The 17231-nt window shown below is 65.0% G+C and carries 14 protein-coding genes; 7 read left to right on the top strand and 7 right to left on the bottom strand.

What is annotated here, in order from left to right; genetic code table 11:
* The first annotated feature begins 41 nt into the window (after positions 1-41).
* From ACFOSU_RS07005 to ACFOSU_RS06995, 3 genes are all read left to right on the top strand, one after another.
* Positions 42-1355: a TRAP transporter large permease gene (locus tag ACFOSU_RS07005; RefSeq protein WP_380687854.1), complete on the top strand. Its 1314-nt coding sequence runs from the start codon at positions 42-44 to the stop codon at positions 1353-1355.
* 73 nt (positions 1356-1428) lie between these two features.
* Positions 1429-2553 carry an acyl-CoA dehydrogenase family protein gene (locus tag ACFOSU_RS07000; RefSeq protein WP_380689200.1) on the top strand — a complete coding sequence of 375 codons (1125 nt, stop codon included), beginning with the start codon at positions 1429-1431 and terminating at the stop codon, positions 2551-2553.
* Positions 2554-2579: 26 nt separating this feature from the next.
* The gene (locus tag ACFOSU_RS06995; RefSeq protein WP_380687852.1) at positions 2580-4268 is read left to right on the top strand and encodes a long-chain-fatty-acid--CoA ligase; all 1689 of its coding nucleotides are present in this window, start codon (positions 2580-2582) and stop codon (positions 4266-4268) included.
* A gap of 12 nt (positions 4269-4280) precedes the next feature.
* On the opposite strand, the gene ACFOSU_RS06990 is transcribed toward ACFOSU_RS06995, so the two are convergent.
* From ACFOSU_RS06990 to ACFOSU_RS06960, 7 genes are all read right to left on the bottom strand, one after another.
* Entirely contained in the window at positions 4281-5093 is an 813-nt protein-coding gene (locus ACFOSU_RS06990) for an HpcH/HpaI aldolase/citrate lyase family protein (protein WP_380687850.1), read from the bottom strand.
* A 117-nt stretch (positions 5094-5210) separates the two neighbouring features.
* Entirely contained in the window at positions 5211-6413 is a 1203-nt protein-coding gene (locus ACFOSU_RS06985; protein WP_380687848.1) for a CaiB/BaiF CoA transferase family protein, read from the bottom strand.
* A 39-nt stretch (positions 6414-6452) separates the two neighbouring features.
* On the bottom strand, positions 6453-7814 hold the full coding sequence (locus ACFOSU_RS06980) for an MmgE/PrpD family protein (protein WP_380687846.1): 1362 nt from the start codon (positions 7812-7814) through the stop codon (positions 6453-6455).
* Positions 7811-8212, bottom strand: a complete 402-nt coding sequence (locus ACFOSU_RS06975) for a VOC family protein (protein ID WP_380687844.1) — start codon at positions 8210-8212, stop codon at positions 7811-7813. The genes ACFOSU_RS06980 and ACFOSU_RS06975 overlap by 4 nt, the downstream gene beginning before the upstream one ends.
* A 9-nt stretch (positions 8213-8221) precedes the next feature.
* On the bottom strand, positions 8222-9379 hold the full coding sequence (locus ACFOSU_RS06970) for an acyl-CoA dehydrogenase family protein (protein WP_380687842.1): 1158 nt from the start codon (positions 9377-9379) through the stop codon (positions 8222-8224).
* Positions 9376-10215, bottom strand: a complete 840-nt coding sequence (locus ACFOSU_RS06965; RefSeq protein WP_380687840.1) for an FAS1-like dehydratase domain-containing protein — start codon at positions 10213-10215, stop codon at positions 9376-9378. Before ACFOSU_RS06965 ends, ACFOSU_RS06970 begins: the two co-directional genes overlap by 4 nt.
* A gap of 91 nt (positions 10216-10306) precedes the next feature.
* Positions 10307-11821 (bottom strand): fumarate hydratase, encoded by a 1515-nt coding sequence (locus ACFOSU_RS06960; protein WP_380687837.1) that lies wholly within the window; start codon positions 11819-11821, stop codon positions 10307-10309.
* Positions 11822-12138: 317 nt separating this feature from the next.
* Between ACFOSU_RS06960 and ACFOSU_RS06955 the strand changes: the two genes are divergently transcribed.
* The 4 genes from ACFOSU_RS06955 to ACFOSU_RS06940 all read left to right on the top strand — a co-directional run bounded on the left by ACFOSU_RS06955 (position 12139) and on the right by ACFOSU_RS06940 (position 17198).
* The gene (locus ACFOSU_RS06955; protein WP_380687835.1) at positions 12139-13863 is read left to right on the top strand and encodes an acyl-CoA dehydrogenase family protein; all 1725 of its coding nucleotides are present in this window, start codon (positions 12139-12141) and stop codon (positions 13861-13863) included.
* Between the two features lie 80 nt (positions 13864-13943).
* On the top strand, positions 13944-15077 hold the full coding sequence (locus ACFOSU_RS06950; protein WP_380687833.1) for an acyl-CoA dehydrogenase family protein: 1134 nt from the start codon (positions 13944-13946) through the stop codon (positions 15075-15077).
* A gap of 11 nt (positions 15078-15088) precedes the next feature.
* A complete protein-coding gene (locus ACFOSU_RS06945; protein ID WP_380687831.1) occupies positions 15089-16240 on the top strand; it encodes an acyl-CoA dehydrogenase family protein in 1152 nt (383 codons plus the stop codon).
* A gap of 43 nt (positions 16241-16283) precedes the next feature.
* The gene (locus tag ACFOSU_RS06940) at positions 16284-17198 is read left to right on the top strand and encodes an SDR family NAD(P)-dependent oxidoreductase (protein ID WP_380687829.1); all 915 of its coding nucleotides are present in this window, start codon (positions 16284-16286) and stop codon (positions 17196-17198) included.
* The last annotated feature ends 33 nt before the right edge of the window (positions 17199-17231 follow it).

Here is a 17231-nt window from a genome sequence, read left to right as displayed (position 1 = left end):
GCGATCGCCGCTGGCTTGAACCGCAACTCAGGAACTCAATGATGGCGCCGGAAACCGTAGGCATGATCGGCGTGGCCGCACTGCTCGTACTGCTGGCTCTGCGCGTGCCGATCGGCGTCGCACTCGGCGGTGTCGCGATGTGTGGGCTGTACTACCTGCGTGGCTTTGGCGCCATGCTGGGTTCGGCCCAGAGCATGTCCTTCGCTTTCGTGACCAGCTGGGAACTGTCGGCCATCCCGCTGTTCATTCTCATGGGCGCGATCAGCTTCAACGCAGGGCTGGCGGCCAGTATCTATCGTGCCGCCCGGCTGTGGCTTTCGGGGCTGCCCGGTGGGCTGGCGGTCGCTACCAATTTTGCATCGGCCGGTTTTGCCGCCGCGTCCGGCTCGTCGCTGGCCACAGCCGCGGCCATGGGCCGGCTGGCGATTCCGGAAATGCTCAAGGCGGGATATCAGCCGGGGTTGTCGAGTGCGGTAGTCGCGGCCTCGGGCACGCTCGGTTCGATGATTCCGCCGAGCATCATGCTCGTGCTCTATGGCCTGTTTGCCCAGCAGCCGGTGGGCCAGCTGCTGCTTGCGGGCATCCTGCCAGGGCTGTTTACAGCGCTTGTTTATGGCGTGCTCATTATCGGGCGCTGTTATTTCGACAAGAGTCTGGCGCCCCCGATCGACGAGTCGGTCACCTGGCGTCAGCGATGGTCGGTATTGGGCGAGGTCTGGCCGCTGCCGCTGCTGATCATGGCCGTGGTGGGCGTGATCTACGCCGGCATTGCGACTGCGACCGAAGCCGCGGCGATCGGCTGTATCGCGTCCGTGATTATCGCGGCCGGCATGCAGCGGCTGTCCTTCAGGGTGCTGCGCGACAGCCTGGTCGAGAGCGTACGCAGCACGGGCATGATCTTCTTTATCGCCGTAGGCGCGACGCTGTTCACCCGGTTCCTGGCGTTGTCGGGTTTGCCGTTCATGGTCGCCGACCTGGCTGCCGACAGCGGCACCAGCCCGCTGATGCTCATGCTGACGGCCGGTGCCATCTATATCGTGCTCGGCATGTTCCTGGACCCGCTCGGTCTGCTGCTGCTGACGCTGCCGATCTTCCTGCCGCTGTTTCAGGATGCCGGCTTCGACATGATCTGGATCGGGATCATGGTGGTGAAATTCATCGAGATCGGGCTGATTACGCCGCCGCTCGGGCTCAACGCTTTCGTGGTGAAGGGCACGGTCGGTGATCTGGTCGAGCTGAACACCATATTCAAGGGCCTGACCTGGTTCTTTGCCGCCGAAATATTCGTGGTCGTCGTGCTTTACGCATTTCCACAGATCGCGCTCTGGCTGCCGCAGATGTCGTCGGCCGGCTGAGCGCCGCTCGCCTGCGTCGGGATTGACAGGATTCAAGAGGAGACAAGCCGTGGATAGACATCGTTCGCCGTGGATGACCGAGGAGCTCGAGCTGTTCGGTGATTCGGTCGGCCGTTTTTTCAAGACCGAGTTCGTGCCGAATCAGGCGCGCTGGGACAAACAGGGCTATATCGATCGCGAGGCCTGGAGCGCTGCCGGCGACATGGGCATCCTGTGCGCGAGTGTGCCCGAGGAATACGGGGGCGCCGGCGGCGACTTCCGCCACGAGGCGGTACTCAATATCGAGATGACCCGGGCGATGGTGAAGTTCGGCATAGGTGTGCATAACGGCATCGTCGCTCATTACATCCTGTCGTATGGCTCGGAAGATCAGAAGCAACGCTGGCTGCCGCGCATGGCGACCGGCGAACTGGTGGCGGCCATCGCCATGTCCGAGCCGGGTGTGGGCTCGGATCTCAAGAGCGTTCGCACCAAGGCCATTGCCGACGGCGACGACTATGTCATCAACGGTGCGAAGACGTTCATCACCAACGGCTATCACGCCAACCTGATCTGCGTGATCGCCAAGACCGATCCATCCCTGGGCGCCAAGGGTATTTCGCTGGTCATGGTCGAAACGGACGGGCTCGACGGCTTTCGCCGCGGCCGCATACTCGAGAAGATCGGCCAGAAATCCCAGGATACGGCGGAGCTGTTCTTCGACGACGTGCGCGTGCCGAAAACCAATCGTCTCGGGCCCGAGGAAGGCAAGGGCTTCGGCCAGCTCATGCAGCAGCTGCCGCAGGAGCGACTGATCATTGCGCTGTCCGCCCAGGCGTCCATGCATCGCGCCATCGAGATCACCTGCGAATATGTGCAGGGTCGGCAGGTCTTCGGTCAGGCCTTGTCGTCCATGCAGAACACGCGCTTCAAGCTTGCCGAATGTCAGACCGTTGCGACCATTGCCAGCACCTTTGTCGATCAGTGCATGGTGCGACTGCTCGCCGGTGAGCTGGATAGCGGCACCGCGGCCATGGCCAAGTGGTGGACCACGCAGAAGAACTGCGAGGTGGTCGACGAATGCCTGCAACTGCATGGCGGCTATGGCTACACCATGGAATACCCGATCGCGCGTCTGTATGCCGACGCCCGCGTGGGCAAGATCTACGGCGGCTCCAACGAAATCATGAAGGAACTCGTCGCGCGCACGCTCGACTGAATGGCCTTTCGGAGATGACGGTCGCGATGAACACGGAAACACAAGATATCGAGTCACCGCATTTCAGGTTCTGGCCGACTGGCTTGCCCCGCACGCTGGACTGGCCGCAAACCGGGCTGGCAGACAATCTGAGCGCCTCCGCAGCGCGTGACCCGCTCAAGGCCGCGATCATCTTCTACGACGCGATCCTGAGCTATGCCGAGCTGGATCGAGAAGTCGACGCCATGGCGGGCTATCTCCAGCAGGCCTGTGGGTTGGCCGTGGGCGATCGGGTGCTGCTGTATTCACAGAACTGCCCGCAGTTCGTGATCGCCTACTACGCCACCCTGCGCGCCGGCGGCATGGTGGTGCCGGCCAACTCCATGTACGTCGAGCGCGAGATCGCGCATATCGTGCGTGACAGCGGCGCGCGGATTGCGCTGGTGGGCCAGGAACTGCACGAACGCTTGCGATCGCTGGTGCAGGCGCGCGAGCTGGATCATGTCATCGTGCACGCCTATAACGACTATGTGGCTGCCGACACGGATCTGATTCTACCGGCCGATGTTGCCGAGCCGCGGCGGCCGATCGAGCAGGGCGTCGCAGTGGCCTGGTCCGACGCGCTGGTCGCCGGTCACGATCGGGAGGCCGTCAATATCGGCCCCGAGTCGCTGGGCGTGCTCGGCTATACCTCGGGCACGACGGGCCAGCCCAAGGGCTGTGTGCATACCCATGCCAGCGTGATGGCGCCGGTCGTCGGTTCCGCCGCCTGGCGCGACGGCCAGGCCAGCGACGTGAGCCTGTCGGTCGCACCGTTGTTTCATTTTCTGGGCATGCAGGGTGGGATGAACCTGCCGCTGTATGTGGGTGCGACCATCGTGCTCATGCAGCGGTGGAACCGCGATGTCGCGCTCACGCTCATGCAACGCTATCGGGTGACGTGGTGGTCCGCGCCGCCAGCTATGATCACCGAGTTCTTTGCCAATCCGGCGGCCGCCGATCACGACCTGAGTGCGCTCAAGCTGTTGATGGGTGGTGGCGCGGCAATGCCGGAAGCGGTCGCGCGTCGTCTGCATGATGACTACGGCATCGTGTTCAACGAAAGCTACGGCCTGACCGAAACTGCCGCCTTCATCCTGGGCAATCCGGTCGAGCGCGGTAAGCGTCAGTGTCTGGGTATTCCGACCTTCGACGTGGACGCGCGCGTGATCGACCCCGCGACCCTGGCGCCGGTGCGCCTGGGTCAATCCGGCGAGCTGGTGCTCAACGGACCGCAGGTGATGCGCGAGTACTGGCAACTGCCGGAGGCAAATGCCGAAGTTTTCATCGACATCGAGGGCAAGCGTTTCCTGCGTACCGGTGATCTGGTGCACGTCGATAATGACGGCTATTTCTTCATGGTCGACCGGCTCAAGCGCATGATCAACGCCTCGGGATTCAAGGTCTGGCCTGCCGAGGTGGAGTCCATCATGTATGGCCACCCGGCGGTGGCCGAAGCCTGTGTGGTGGGTGTGCCGGACGCCAAGCGCGGCGAGACCGCAATGGCGGCGCTGGTATTGCGGCCGGGCTGCGTGGGCAGTACAACTGCGGAGGCGATCCGCGACTGGTGTCGCGGCGAGATGGCGGCCTACAAGATTCCGACCATCATCGAGTTCGTGGACACGCTGCCCCGTTCGGGCACCGGTAAGATTCAGTGGCGGCAGGTTCAGGCCGAGGCCGCGGCGCTTATTGAATAGCGTTCTCGGCAGTCAGCTCAGCGCCAGAATCCGCCGCGCGCGGGCCAGCACCGGCGCATCGACCATCTGTCCGTCGATTTGAAAAGCGGCTTCGTTGCGGCGGCTCGCGTCCATGACCCGTTGGGCCCAGTCGAACTCGTCGTCGCTGGGCAGGAAGGCCTTGCGCACGGTCTCGATCTGGGCCGGGTGGATGCAGAGCATGCCGCCGAAACCCATGTCGCTGGCGCGCCGGGCAATGGCATAAAGCCGTTCGGTATTGCGAAAGTCCGGGAACACGCTCTCCAGCGGCGGCGACAGCCCGGCCGCGTGCGAATGCATGAGCAGTTCGTAACGGGCGTGATCGAGCACTGCACGGCCACCGTCGCTGTCGGGTGTCAGGCCCGCCTCGAAGGCGAAATCCAGGGCGCCGAAACCGTAGCGTTCGACGCCGGCCACGCGGGTCAGTTCGGCGAGCGCGAGCAGGCCGGCCGGCGTTTCCAGCAGTGGCAGCACCGGTTTGCCCAGCGAGGCGATACGCTCGAGCGAGCCCCGGGATTCGGCCTTGGGTGCCATGATGCTGGCGATGCCGGGCAGGCGTTCGCATAGGGCGAGATCGGCGTCGAGTTCACCGCTGTCGGGCGTGTTGATACGCACCTGCACCCGGGCGTCGGGGTGGGCCTGCAGGAACGCGGCGAGCGCATCGCGGGCTTCGTCCTTGCGGTCGAGCGCGACCGCGTCTTCCAGATCGACGATGACCGTATCCGCGGCGCTGGCCAGCGCTTTCGGAATGAGCGCGGGCGAGGTCGCCGGAACGAACAAGGGAAACCGGGTGGTGCGAGCGGTCATTGTCCTAGTGTCCTGTAACGTAAGTTCGCAAACATGAATTACGAGTGATTTTTTGTGTCAGGCATGGCGCATTTGAAGATGCGCCGTTGTGTGCAGTGTATTTGCGTTACAGGACACTTAGACCGCGCCGGCGTCGTGCAGGCGATCGATCGTGGTGTCGTCGTAGTCCAGTTCGGCCAGGATGGCGCGCGTGTGTTCGCCCAATGCCGGCACCGGGTCCATGCGCGGCTCGAAGTTCCGGTTGACGGCCGGCGGCAGCAGCGCCGGCAGTTCGCCTTCGGGGCTGCCGATGCTGCGCCAGCGATCGCGGGCGGCCAGCTGCGGGTGGTTCCAGACCCCGGCCATGTCGTTGACGTGGGCGTTGGCGATGCCGGCGGTGTCGAGCCGCGCGATCGCCTGATCGGCGCTCAGATCGGCGAAGGCTTCATGAATGAGGCCGCGCAGTTCGGTGCGATGGGCCGAGCGGTCGCTGTTGGTGGCAAAGCGTTCGTCCGTGGCGAGCGCGGGCTGTTCCAGGACGGTCTCGCAGAACGCGCCCCATTCGCGCTCGTTCTGCAGACCCAGCATGACGCTCTGGCCGTCGCCGGTGGTGAACGGGCCGTAGGGATAGATGGTGCTGTGCGAGGCACCGGCGCGCGGCGGCTGCGCCTGGCCCTCGAAGGCGTAGTACATCGGATAGCCCATCCATTCGACGATGGTTTCGAGCATGGAGACATCGATGGAGGTGCCGCGGCCGGTTTTCCCGCGCTGGATGAGGGCGGCCATGATGCTGTTCTGGGCATACATGCCGGCGGCGATATCGGCGATCGAGCAGCCCACCTTGGCCATGTCCTCGTCGCTCGCTCCGCCCGTTGTCGACAGCACGCCGCCTTCGCTCTGGATGAGCAGGTCGTAGGCTTTCTTGTGGGTATAGGGTCCGGTCTCGCCGTAGCCGGAGATATTGCACACGATCAGCTGCGGAAAGCGTTCCTGAAGATCGTCGAACGATAGCCCCAGGCGGGTGGCAGCCCCCGGCGCGAGGTTCTGAACCAGCACATCGGCCTCGGCCAGCAGCTTGTCGAGAATGCTCATGGCCTCGTCGTGCTTGATGTTGAGGGTCAGGCTTTCCTTGGAGCGGTTAGTCCACACGAAATGCGAGGACAGGCCGCGAACGCGGGTATCGTAGCCGCGGGCGAAATCACCTACGCCAGGGCGTTCGATCTTGATCACGCGCGCGCCGAGATCGGCGAGCTGGCGGGTGCAGAAGGGGGCGGCGATGGCGTGTTCGAAGCTGACCACGGTAATGCCGTCGAGCGGGCGGGGGGCGGCGGTGTCACTCATCAGTCGTCTCGGTTTTCTTGCTCTGAAAAAGGGTGCGCATCAGCCTGCGGCCCGCAGGGCGGACACGCTTTCGATATCGCGCAGCGCCCAGACGCGATCGATCAGGGCGCGTGTTTCGGTGTCGTCGGCGGCATCGGCGAAACGCACCAGGCGCGTGAACTTGGCTTCCAGTTCGTCGCGCGACAGGGTGTTGCCGGGGTCGCCCTTGGGCTCGTCGATGGCACCGGAAAAACGCCGACCGTCGGTGGTCTCGATATCGACCCGGCCGAGCCAGCGCGCCGGATAGGCGGCGTCGACCTCGTCGTCCAGCGTCATCGTGACCTTGTCGCGGAATGCCGCGACGGCCGGGTCGGTCAGGGCGAGCTGGTCGAATTCGGTCAGCCCGGCGACGCCGTGCACGGCGATCAGGCCGAGCACGGTGCCCATCGAGAACTTGGCCTGATGGATGGTGTGCGGCACGTCCACGGCGCCCAGTACGTCGATCGCGCCCTGATGCACGCGGGTGGTAACTGTAGCGATATCGTCGGCCTTCAGGCCGTGTTCGGTCATCGCCGCCAGCAGCGCATCGGCGGCCGGGTGTGTATGCCGGCAGGAGGCATGGAATTTGAACGAGGTCTCGGCCAGCGCCCAGCGCGTGCCCAGATCGGCGTCGAGGCGGGTGGCGTCGGCATCGCTGGACATGCCGGCGGCCATGCCCTGCGGGCCGTCGAAGATCGCCTGCGCGCCGGTCAACCCGTCCGCGCTCATGTAGGCCGCGAGCAGGCCGTTGCCGGCCGCCTTGGCGGTATGCAGCTGCTTGGAGTCGGCGCCGTCGCGCAAAAACGCCCACAGGCCGGCGGCCTGGGTGCCGGCGCTGCCGAGGGTATGAATCATGGTATCGGTGTCCACGCCCAGAATCCGGGCGGTGGCCACGGCCGCCGCCAGGGTGCCGGCGGTGCCGGTGGTATGGAACACACGGTAGTGGGAACGACCCAGGAACTCGCCCACCCGGATGCCGGCCTCGTAGCCGGCCACGCTGGCCGCGATCAGCTCGCGCCCGCTCACGCCCTTGTCCTGGGCGGCGGCTAGCGCAGCCGGAAACACGACCGTGGCCGGGTGCAGCACGGAACTGTTGTGCAGGTCGTCCTGTTCGACCACGTGCGAGGCCGCCGCATTCACGAACGCGGCGAAATAGGGCGAACTGCTGCTGCCGTCGATCACGATCTCGCTGGGCCCGTCGGCCGGGCCCATTTGGCGGGCGTGGCGCGCGAAGGCTGCGATCGGATGCTGGCTGGCCCCGGCCAGCGCGGAGCCGAGCCAGTCCAGGAACAGATCCTCGCAGCGCGCGACCACCGGTTCGGGGATATCCTCGTAGCGCAGGTGGGCGCAGAATTCGGCCAGACGCCGGGTGGGATTGCTCATGCCATGGTCTCCTGGCGATTGGAAATTTCGATCAGATTGGCGTCCGGATCGCGGATATATACCGAGCGCAGCCCGCCGGTGGCGCCGCTGCGATCGACCGGGCCTTCGATGATGTCCACGCCGGCGTCATGCAGCGTTGCGATCACCGTGTCCAGCGGGGTGTCGGCGATGAAGCACAGATCGGCCGAGCCCGGCGTGGCGCACTCGGCCCTGGGCTCGAACGGCGCGGCGGCCGGATGCAGATTGATCTTCTGAGCGCCGAAGGCCAGTGCCGTGCGCGGCGGATCGCCGAAGACGACCTTCTTCATGCCGAGCACGCGGACGTAGAAATCCACGGTCGCGTCGATATCGACGACGGTCAGCACCAGGTGGTCGATCTGTTGAATCGCGATCGTCATGACTAGGGCCTAGAACGAACGCGGCAGCCCGAGCAGATGCTCGGATACATAAGAAAGGATCAGGTTCGTCGAGATCGGCGCGACCTGGTACAGGCGTGTTTCGCGGAACTTGCGCTCGATATCGTATTCGTTGGCGAAGCCGAAGCCGCCATGGGTCTGCAGGCAGGCGTTGGCCGCCTCCCAGGACGCCTTGGCGGCCAGATACTTGGCCATGTTTGCGCTCGCCCCAGCGGGCTTGCCGGAATCGAATTCCTCGCAGGCGCGCCAGCGCATGAGATCGGCGGCCTCGACCTCGATATGGGCCTCGGCGATGGGAAAGGCCACGCCCTGATTCTGACCGATCGCGCGGTCGAACACGCGCCGCTCTTTCGCGTACTCACTGGCCTTGTCGACGAACCAGCGGCCGTCTCCGATGCATTCGGCGGCGATCAGCGTGCGTTCGGCGTTGAGCCCGTCGAGGATGTATCTGAAGCCCATGCCCTCCTCGCCGATGAGATTTTCGGCCGGGATTTTCAGGTCGTCAAAGAACAGCTCGTTGGTCTCGTGATTGACCATGTTGGCGATCGGCTTGACGGTCAGCCCGTTGCCGATCGCTTCATGCAGATCGACCAGGAAGATCGACATGCCGCGCGATTTCTTCTCCACCTGATCGAGCGGCGTGGTACGCGCCAGCAGGATCATCAGATCGGAATGCTGTACCCGCGAAATCCACACCTTCTGGCCGTTGACCACATAGTGATCGCCGTTCTTCACCGCCGTGGTCTTGATCTTGGTCGTATCGGTGCCGGTGGTTGGCTCGGTCACGGCCATGGACTGCAGACGCAGTTCGCCGGAGGCCAGCCGCGGCAGATATTTCTGCTTCTGTTCGTCCGAGCCGTGGCGCAGCAGGGTCGCCATGTTGTACATCTGGCCGTGCACGAAGCCGGCATTGCCGCCGCAGCGGTTGACCTCTTCGAGAATCACCGAGGCTTCCGCCAGGCCCAGACCCGAGCCGTCGTATTGTTCCGGGATCATCGCGGCCAGCCAGCCGGCCTCGGTCAGCGCATTGACGAACTCTTCGGGAAATTCCTTGCGTTCGTCGACGCCGCGCCAGTAGGCATCGCTGTAGTCGGCGCACAGACCGCGCACGCCGTCGCGGATGGCATCGAGAGATTCCTGGTCGATCATTCGGGTTCCTCGGAGAAAGTCAGTTCGGCTTCGTGTGCGGGGCCGTCGTCGTTACCGGCCCAGAGTGCCGCGTTGCCGGCGGATTCGATCCGGCCACAGGCATCGAAGGGTTTGGGGGCGACCAGCGGGCGCAGCCCGCGGAAGGCGAAGGTGTCGATACGCGCGCGCGGATTGGCCTGGGTGAACGCGTCCAGCAGCAGGGTGGCGATCAGCGGGCCGTGCACGACCAGGCCCGGATAGCCTTCGGTGTCGGTGACATACGGCCAGTCGTAGTGAATCCGGTGGGCATTGAAGGTGACCGCCGAATAACGAAACAGCAGCGTCGGATCCGGCGTGATCGTCTGGCGCCAGTCGGCGTCGGGCACGGCCTTGTCGAGCGACAGTTTCGGCGCGCTCGGTTCGCGGTAGACGATGTCCTGCTCTTCGGCGATCGCCAGTTCGCCGGCCTGAAGAATCCGGTGTTTGACGGTCACGAACAACAGCGCGCCGGTGCGGCCCTGTTTTTCCACGACGTTGCCGATTTCGGATTCGCAGACCGCGTCCTCGCCCACCCGCAACGGCTGATGAAAGCGCAGCCGCCCGCCGGCCCACATGCGATTGCGGTCAGAAGCCGGCGGCAGAAACCCGCCGCGGGCCGGATGACCGTCGGCGCCCAGCGCGTCGGCATCGACCGTAGCCTGGAAGAACGCCCAGTGCCATAGCGGCGGCAGGGCATCGCCGGCCGCCGGTCGCGGCGCGCCGAGCGTGGCGGCGATGCGGTCGGTCAGCGTGGTCGCGAGGCTGTCGTGATGCTGGACGGTGTTGCCAATCCAGTTTCTGGGGTCGGGTTCTGTCATGGCGTGCTGTAGCTGGGGCGGATGAGTGTGCAGTCTATATTGGTTTTCAGTATACCGTATACGTTTGATTGCAACAGGGCCGACTGTGCACTCAGGCTTGGGCTACCGGAATCCCGGCAATCTCGTTGCGCCAATAGGCCGGGCCGCTGCGGTGCACCGACTCGCCGCGGCTGTCCACGGCTACGGTCACCGGCATATCCACGATCTCGAATTCATGGATGGCTTCCATGCCCAGGTCCGCGAAGGCCACGACCCGCGCGCTGCGTATCGCCTTGGATACGAGAAAGGCGGCACCGCCGATGGCGATCAGATAGACCGCACCGTGCCTACGGATGGCGTCGATCGCCTCGGGCCCGCGCTCGGCCTTGCCGATCATGCCCAGCAGCCCGGTCCGGGCGAGCATCATGTCGGTGAACTTGTCCATGCGGGTGGCCGTCGTCGGCCCGGCCGGTCCGACCACCTCGTCGCCGACCGCGTCCACCGGGCCGACGTAATAGATGAAGCGGTTGTTGAAATCCACGCCCTCGGGCAGCGGTTCGCCCGCTTCGAGCAGATCCTGGATGCGCTTGTGGGCGGCGTCGCGGCCGGTGAGCATATGCCCCGATAACAGCAGCGATTCCCCCGGTTCGAATGCGGCGATATCGTCGCGGGTCAGATCATCCAGGTTCACGCGCCGGCCGGTCTCGGCTGTATTCGTGATCTCGGGCCAGTCGTTTAGGCTGGGCGGATCGAACACGGCCGGCCCGGAGCCGTCCAGGGTGAAGGTCACATGTCGGGTGGCCGCACAGTTGGGCACGAGTGCCACCGGCTTGTTGGCGGCATGGCAGGGATAGTCACGGATCTTGATATCCAGCACCGTGGTCAGGCCGCCCAGCCCTTGGGCGCCGATGCCGAGCTGGTTGATGCGCTCGAACAGATCCAGTCGCAGCCGTTCGGTTGCCGTATCCGCGCCGCGCGCCTGCAGTTCCTGGATGTCGATGGATTCGGTGCAAGCCTGCTTGGCCATCACCATCGCTTTCTCGGCCGTGCCGCCGATACCCACGCCAATAATGCCCGGCGGGCACCAGCCGGCCCCCATCAACGGAATCTGTTCGAGCACCCAGTCGGCGATATCGTCGGAGGGATTGAGCATGGCGAAACGGGCCTTGGCCTCCGAGCCGCCGCCCTTGGATGACAGCTCCACGGTGACGCGATCGCCGGCGACCATGCGTACATGCACCACCGCCGGCGTGTTGTCGCCGGTATTGCGACGCGCGCCGGCGGGGTCGCCGACGATCGACGCGCGCAGGGGATTGTCGGCGTTGCCCCAGGCGCGGCGAACGCCCTCGTTGACCATGTCCTCGAGCGTCAGCGTGGTCTGCCACTGCACGTCCATGCCGATATCGACGAAGGCAACGACAATGCCTGTGTCCTGACAGACCGGCCGGTGGCCTTCGGCGCACAGGCGCGAGTTGATCAGGATCTGGGCCATCGCATCGCGTGCGGCGGGTGAGCGTTCGCGCGCATGCGCGGCGCTCAGGGCGCGAATGAAATCCGGCGGATGGTAGATGGCGATGTACTGGAGTGCATCGGCTACGCTCTGGATGAAATCGTCCTGCTTGATCATGTGCTGTCTCCGGGCGCGATGAAAAATCTGCCTGTGTTCTCTCGGGATCGCCGCGAAAGCGTCGACGCGGTGATCATGGCGCGACCATACCCGGTCGGTCGATCGTGAACGCCCGGTTTCCAGCGTCTTCAGCGCACGCCCAGGCCGCGCTATAACTGAGTTATAAGCGATCCATCGCGGATTTGCATACGGAATACGGTATACGAAATATCGTTTCGCGATTATATTGTAGGCATAACCCGCCGTAATCGCGCGTCGCCGTCGTTACGGTCTCGCCGCGAGCTGCCTATGAAAATCATGGTTTCAGGAGTCGACCGATGAGTGTCGCTATCTATCGCAATATCCCGGACAGCGCCGGTCACAACGCCTATCGGGTAGACCCGGATTTCGCCCGTCTGCTGCGTCTCTATGCTTCGGAAGCAGAGCTGGCCCACGTCGAGCCGCGTTTCGACGAGCTCGGCGCGCTGGTGGGCGACGAGTTGGAACAGCTCGCACTGACCGCCGACAAGAACAAGCCGACGCTCGCCGTGCGCCATCGCAACGCGTCGCCGCGCAACGGCATCGACAAGCATCCCGCCTATGTCGAGCTTGAGCGCTATGCGTTCTCGCATTTCGGCCTGGCGGCGATGTCGCATCGCCCTGGCGTGTTCGACTGGCCCGAGAAATGGCCGCCCATCGTCAAGTACGGTCTGACCTATCTGTTCGTGCAGGCCGAGTTCGGGCTGTGTTGTCCGCTGAGCATGACCGACGCGTTGACCCGCACGCTCGCCAAGTTCGGCGACAAGGTCTTGGTCGATCGCTTCTTCGGCGATCTCACCACCCAGGACTTCGAGTCGCTCTGCCAGGGCTCGATGTTCATGACCGAGCAGGACGCCGGCTCCGACGTCGGCAAGATCTCCACCGAGGCGCGCGAGGAAGACGGCGTCTGGAAGCTCTACGGCGACAAGTGGTTCTGCTCCAACGCCGACGCGGGCCTGGCCATGGTGCTGGCGCGCCCGGCCGGTGGTGGCGACGGCACGCGCGGGCTCACGCTGTTCCTGCTGCCGCGCCACAAGGCCAACGGCGAGCTCAACGACTACCGGCTGGTGCGCCTCAAGGACAAGCTCGGCACCCGTTCCATGGCCAGCGGCGAAATCACGCTGGAAGGCGCCGAAGCCTATGTCGTGGGCGAGCCCGGCAGCGGCTTCAAGCAGATGACCGACATGATCAACATGTCGCGGCTGTCCAATGGCGTGCGCTCGGCCGGCATGATGCGCCGATCCGTGAACGAGGCGCTGTTCTTTTCGCGTCACCGCGAGGCCTTCGGCCACAAGCTCGTCGATCTGCCGCTGATGTGGCGCACGTTGCTCAAGCTGATGACGCCGGCCGAGCAGGGCCGCTCGATGGTCTTTCATACCGCGGACGTGCTCAAACGCGCCGACGCCGGCGACGAACGCGCGCAAAAACTGCTGCGCATCCTCACGCCGCTGATCAAGTTCCGTACCACCCGCGATGCCCGCAAGGTCGCCGGCGACGGCATGGAAGTGCGCGGCGGCTGCGGCTATATCGAGGAATTCTCGGACGCGCGCGTGCTGCGTGATGCGCATCTGGGCTCGATCTGGGAAGGCACCAGCAATATCGTCGCCCTCGACGTGATCCGCTCGATCAAGCGCGAGGACACGCTCGCCACGCTCATGCCCTATCTGCGCGAATGTCTGGACGCAGCCCAACTGGCGCCCGCGAGTCAGGCGGTATTCGAAGACGCGCTGGCGCGGGTCGAAGCGGCGGTGGCGAACGTGGTCGACGATCGGGCTGCGACCATCGACACGCGTGTCGTCGCCACCGCGCTCTATAGCGTCACCTCGGCGGTCTTTCTCGCCCAGGAGGCCGCGCAGATCGCCGACGACTGGCGCCGCTTGGCACTCGCCGGACTGGTGCTCGCGCACCGGGTATTGCCGCGCGATCCATTGGCGCCCGATACCGTCGATCCGGCGCTGCTGCAGCGATTGATCGCTGAAGAGCCGATGACCCGGGAACAGGCCGAGGCCTTCGTTCCGGGGTAGTATCGGCTTTACAGTACACCGTATACAGAGTAGATATTGGCATCGTTTTCGATGCCTCCATCCGTTAAAAAGGTCGTTCGATGAGCGCAGTTCTCTCAGAAGCCAATCCCGATGAACGCCGCATGCTGGCGGATTCCGTGGCCGGTTTCGTGCGGCAGGGCAAGGACAACAACGGCGTGCACCGGGCCCGCGCAGTGAAAGCGGGCGCTAGCCCGCTGGACCGTGAAACCTGGCAGCAGATGGCCGATCTCGGCTGGCTCGGTATCGCCGTGCCGGAAGCCTCGGGCGGTCTGGGCCTTGGCGTGGGCGAGCTGGCGGTGGTGGCCGAAGGGCTGGGCGGCGAAGCCGCGCCCGAGCCATTCGTCGCGACGGCGTTTGCCCAGGCCGTGCTGGCCGGCTGCGACAACGCCGAGTTGGTCGACGAACTGCTCGGCGCGAGTGCCACGGGCGACACGCTGCTGGCGGTGGCCTGGCAGCCGGCCGTGGCGAGCCTTGCGCTCGACGAGCTCGACGAACGGCTGGAGGGTGGGCGGCTGACCGCGACCCGGCGACTGGTGCAGCCGTCCGGCGCCGATGTATTCGTGGTCGCGGTACGTGATGAAAACGGCCTGGCCCTGTATCGCCTGCCGTGCGATACGCCCGGTGTCACCGTCGAGACCCAGACCCAGGTCGACGGCCATGCCGTGGCTACGCTCGTCTGCGACGGCGTCGAACTCGGCGCGGCCGACTGCCTGGCCGCCGGTGCCGTGGGCGAGGCCGCACTGCTGCGCGGTCTGTGCGTTGCGCGGGTCGCCGCGAGCGCCGAATTGCTCGGACTGGCGGATCGCCTGTTCACGCTGACCAGCGATTATCTGGCCTCGCGCAAGCAGTTTGGCGCCCAGCTGTCGAGCTTTCAGGTGCTGCGCCATCGCGCGGTGGATCTGTATATCCAGCGCGAGCTGATGCGCAACGCCCTTCGCCAGGCCGTGCGTGCGTTCGACAGCGGAGCCGATCTGGTCGCTGTGCAGCGCGCCGCGGCTCGCGCCAAGTCCCGCTGTGCCGATGCGGCGCTCAAGATCGCCCGCGAGGCCGTCCAACTGCACGGTGCGATCGGCTATACCGAAGAGGCCGATGTCGGCGTCTATCTGCGCCGCGTGATCGCGCTGGCTGCATGGCTCGGCAATGCCACCGCTCAACGCCGCGAATATGCGCGCCTGACCCGCGCCGCCGCGTAAGGACACAATAAATGACCGACTGGAACGAACTCTCCGACGCCGACTTCCGTGCCCAGATACGAGCCTATCTGGAGGCGGAATATCCGCAGCATCTGCGCCATCCCTCGCACCGGATGCGCTGGCACGAGGTACGCGAGTGGTATCTCAAGCGCGCCGCCGACGGCTGGACCGCGCCCGGCTGGCCGGTCGAGCATGGCGGCGTCGGCCTGACCCCGTCCAAGCAGCTGATCTTCACCGAGGAACAAGAGCGTCTGGGCGTGGCGCGCGCGCCCGATCAGGGCGTGATCATGGTCGGCCCGCTGTTGATCCGCTACGGCACGCCCGAGCAGCGCGAAAAATACCTGCCCAGGATACTGAGCTGGGAAAACATCTGGTGTCAGGGCTATTCCGAACCCAATTCCGGTTCGGATCTGGCCAGTCTGCGCACCCAGGCGGATGACGACGGCGATCACTACATCGTCAACGGTCAGAAGACCTGGACCACGCTGGCCCAGGACGCCACCCACATGTTCGTGCTCGCGCGCACCGACCCCAACGCGGCGCGCAAGCAGCAGGGCATCAGTTTTCTGCTGGTCGATCTGGACACGCCGGGCATCACCATCCGCCCGATCGAGAACATCGCCGGCCACGAGGAATTCTGCGAGGTCTTTCTCGACAACGTGCGCGTGCCCAAGGCCAACCTGGTCGGCGAGCCCAACGACGGCTGGACCATGGCCAAGGCGCTGCTCGGCTTCGAGCGCCTGTTTCTGGGTAGCCCCAAGCAGTCGCAGAACGCGCTCAGCCGGCTGGATGTGTTCGCCACGGCGCGCGGCCTGCACGACGACCCGGCGTTCTCCGACGCTTTCACGACGCTGGCGCTCGATGTTGCCGATCTGTCGGAGGCTTTCGAGTCCTTCGCGGCCCAGGTGCGTGCGGGCGAGCCGCTGGGTGCGGACATCTCCTGGCTCAAGATATGGGGCACCGAAACCTTCGGCCGCATCGCCGAGCTGGCCCTGCAGGCCGCCGACAGCGAGGCGGTGCTGGTCGACGGCCAGGATGCCGGCGACGAATCGGTCGACGTGCTGACGCTGTATTTCAATTGCCTGCCGACCACCATCTACGGCGGCTCCAACGAGATCCAGCGCAATATTCTGGCCAAGCAGGTGCTGCGCCTGCCGGGCTGAAAATCACACTATCCAAACAAGTATCGACGTTCGAGGAGTTGCAATGAGTCAGGAATCGGAACAGCGGGTTGTCGTGGTCACGGGTGCCGGCGGCGGCATCGGCAAGGCCATCGCCCTGGAAATGGCGGCCGACGGCGCGCGCGTCGTGGTCAACGATCTGGGCACCAGCGTGTCCGGTGACGGCAGCGATCAGTCCGCGGCCCAGGCCGTGGTCGATGAGATCAAGGCCAGTGGCGGCGATGCGGTAGCCAACACCGACAGCGTTGCCGACTATCGCGGTGCGACCAATATTATCGCCACCGCCATGGATACCTTCGGTCGTCTGGATGCGGTGGTGAACAACGCCGGCATCCTGCGTGATCGCATGTTCCACAAGATGGATCCGGACGAATGGAAGGCGGTGATCGACGTGCATCTGCACGGTACCTTCAACGTCAGTCGCGCCGCCGCGCCGGTGTTCCGCGAACAGAAATCCGGCGCCTATGTACACATGACCTCGACCTCGGGGCTGGTCGGCAACCGCGGCCAGGCCAACTATTCGGCCGCCAAGCTCGGCATCGCCGCGCTGTCCAAGTCGATCGCGCTCGACATGGCGTTGTTCAACGTGCGCTCCAACTGCATCAGCCCGTTCGCCTGGAGCCGCATGATCGGCGCCATTCCGACCGACACGCCGGAACAGCAGGCCCGCGTCGACAAGCTCAAGTCCATGACCCCCGACAAGATTGCGGTGATGGCCGTGTACCTGGCCAGCCAGCGCGCCGCGGATGTGTCCGGCCAGATATTCGCCGTGCGCGGCAACGAGATCTTCCTGATGAGCCAGAGCCGGCCGCTGCGCAGCATGCACCGCGGCGAGGGCTGGAGCCCGGACAGCATCGCCAGCCACGCCATCCCGGCGTTCAAGAACGACTTCTACGATCTGGAAGTCTCCGGCGAGGTATTCAGCTGGGATCCGGTCTAGCGATAACGGCCGGGCCCATTCGGCCCGGCTTTC

Origin of the sequence: Salinisphaera aquimarina, from assembly GCF_042643355.1 — a bacterium.
Classification (GTDB): Bacteria; Pseudomonadota; Gammaproteobacteria; order Nevskiales; family Salinisphaeraceae; genus Salinisphaera; species Salinisphaera aquimarina.
The sequence above is the reverse complement of the archived record's forward strand: the minus strand, read 5'-3'. Positions and strand labels throughout refer to the sequence as shown.

Excerpts from the sequence above, each read along its gene's own strand:
- ACFOSU_RS07000 (WP_380689200.1), top strand. The coding sequence starts at position 1,429 with ATGACCGAGGAGCTCGAGCTGTTCGGTGATTCGGTCGGCCGTTTTTTC.
- ACFOSU_RS06980 (WP_380687846.1), bottom strand. The coding sequence starts at position 7,814 with ATGAGCAATCCCACCCGGCGTCTGGCCGAATTCTGCGCCCACCTGCGC.
- ACFOSU_RS06975 (WP_380687844.1), bottom strand. The coding sequence starts at position 8,212 with ATGACGATCGCGATTCAACAGATCGACCACCTGGTGCTGACCGTCGTC.
- ACFOSU_RS06995 (WP_380687852.1), top strand. The coding sequence starts at position 2,580 with ATGAACACGGAAACACAAGATATCGAGTCACCGCATTTCAGGTTCTGG.
- ACFOSU_RS06985 (WP_380687848.1), bottom strand. The coding sequence starts at position 6,413 with ATGAGTGACACCGCCGCCCCCCGCCCGCTCGACGGCATTACCGTGGTC.
- ACFOSU_RS06965 (WP_380687840.1), bottom strand. The coding sequence starts at position 10,215 with ATGACAGAACCCGACCCCAGAAACTGGATTGGCAACACCGTCCAGCAT.
- ACFOSU_RS07005 (WP_380687854.1), top strand. The coding sequence starts at position 42 with ATGGCGCCGGAAACCGTAGGCATGATCGGCGTGGCCGCACTGCTCGTA.
- ACFOSU_RS06955 (WP_380687835.1), top strand. The coding sequence starts at position 12,139 with ATGAGTGTCGCTATCTATCGCAATATCCCGGACAGCGCCGGTCACAAC.
- ACFOSU_RS06950 (WP_380687833.1), top strand. The coding sequence starts at position 13,944 with ATGAGCGCAGTTCTCTCAGAAGCCAATCCCGATGAACGCCGCATGCTG.
- ACFOSU_RS06945 (WP_380687831.1), top strand. The coding sequence starts at position 15,089 with ATGACCGACTGGAACGAACTCTCCGACGCCGACTTCCGTGCCCAGATA.
- ACFOSU_RS06970 (WP_380687842.1), bottom strand. The coding sequence starts at position 9,379 with ATGATCGACCAGGAATCTCTCGATGCCATCCGCGACGGCGTGCGCGGT.
- ACFOSU_RS06960 (WP_380687837.1), bottom strand. The coding sequence starts at position 11,821 with ATGATCAAGCAGGACGATTTCATCCAGAGCGTAGCCGATGCACTCCAG.
- ACFOSU_RS06990 (WP_380687850.1), bottom strand. The coding sequence starts at position 5,093 with ATGACCGCTCGCACCACCCGGTTTCCCTTGTTCGTTCCGGCGACCTCG.
- ACFOSU_RS06940 (WP_380687829.1), top strand. The coding sequence starts at position 16,284 with ATGAGTCAGGAATCGGAACAGCGGGTTGTCGTGGTCACGGGTGCCGGC.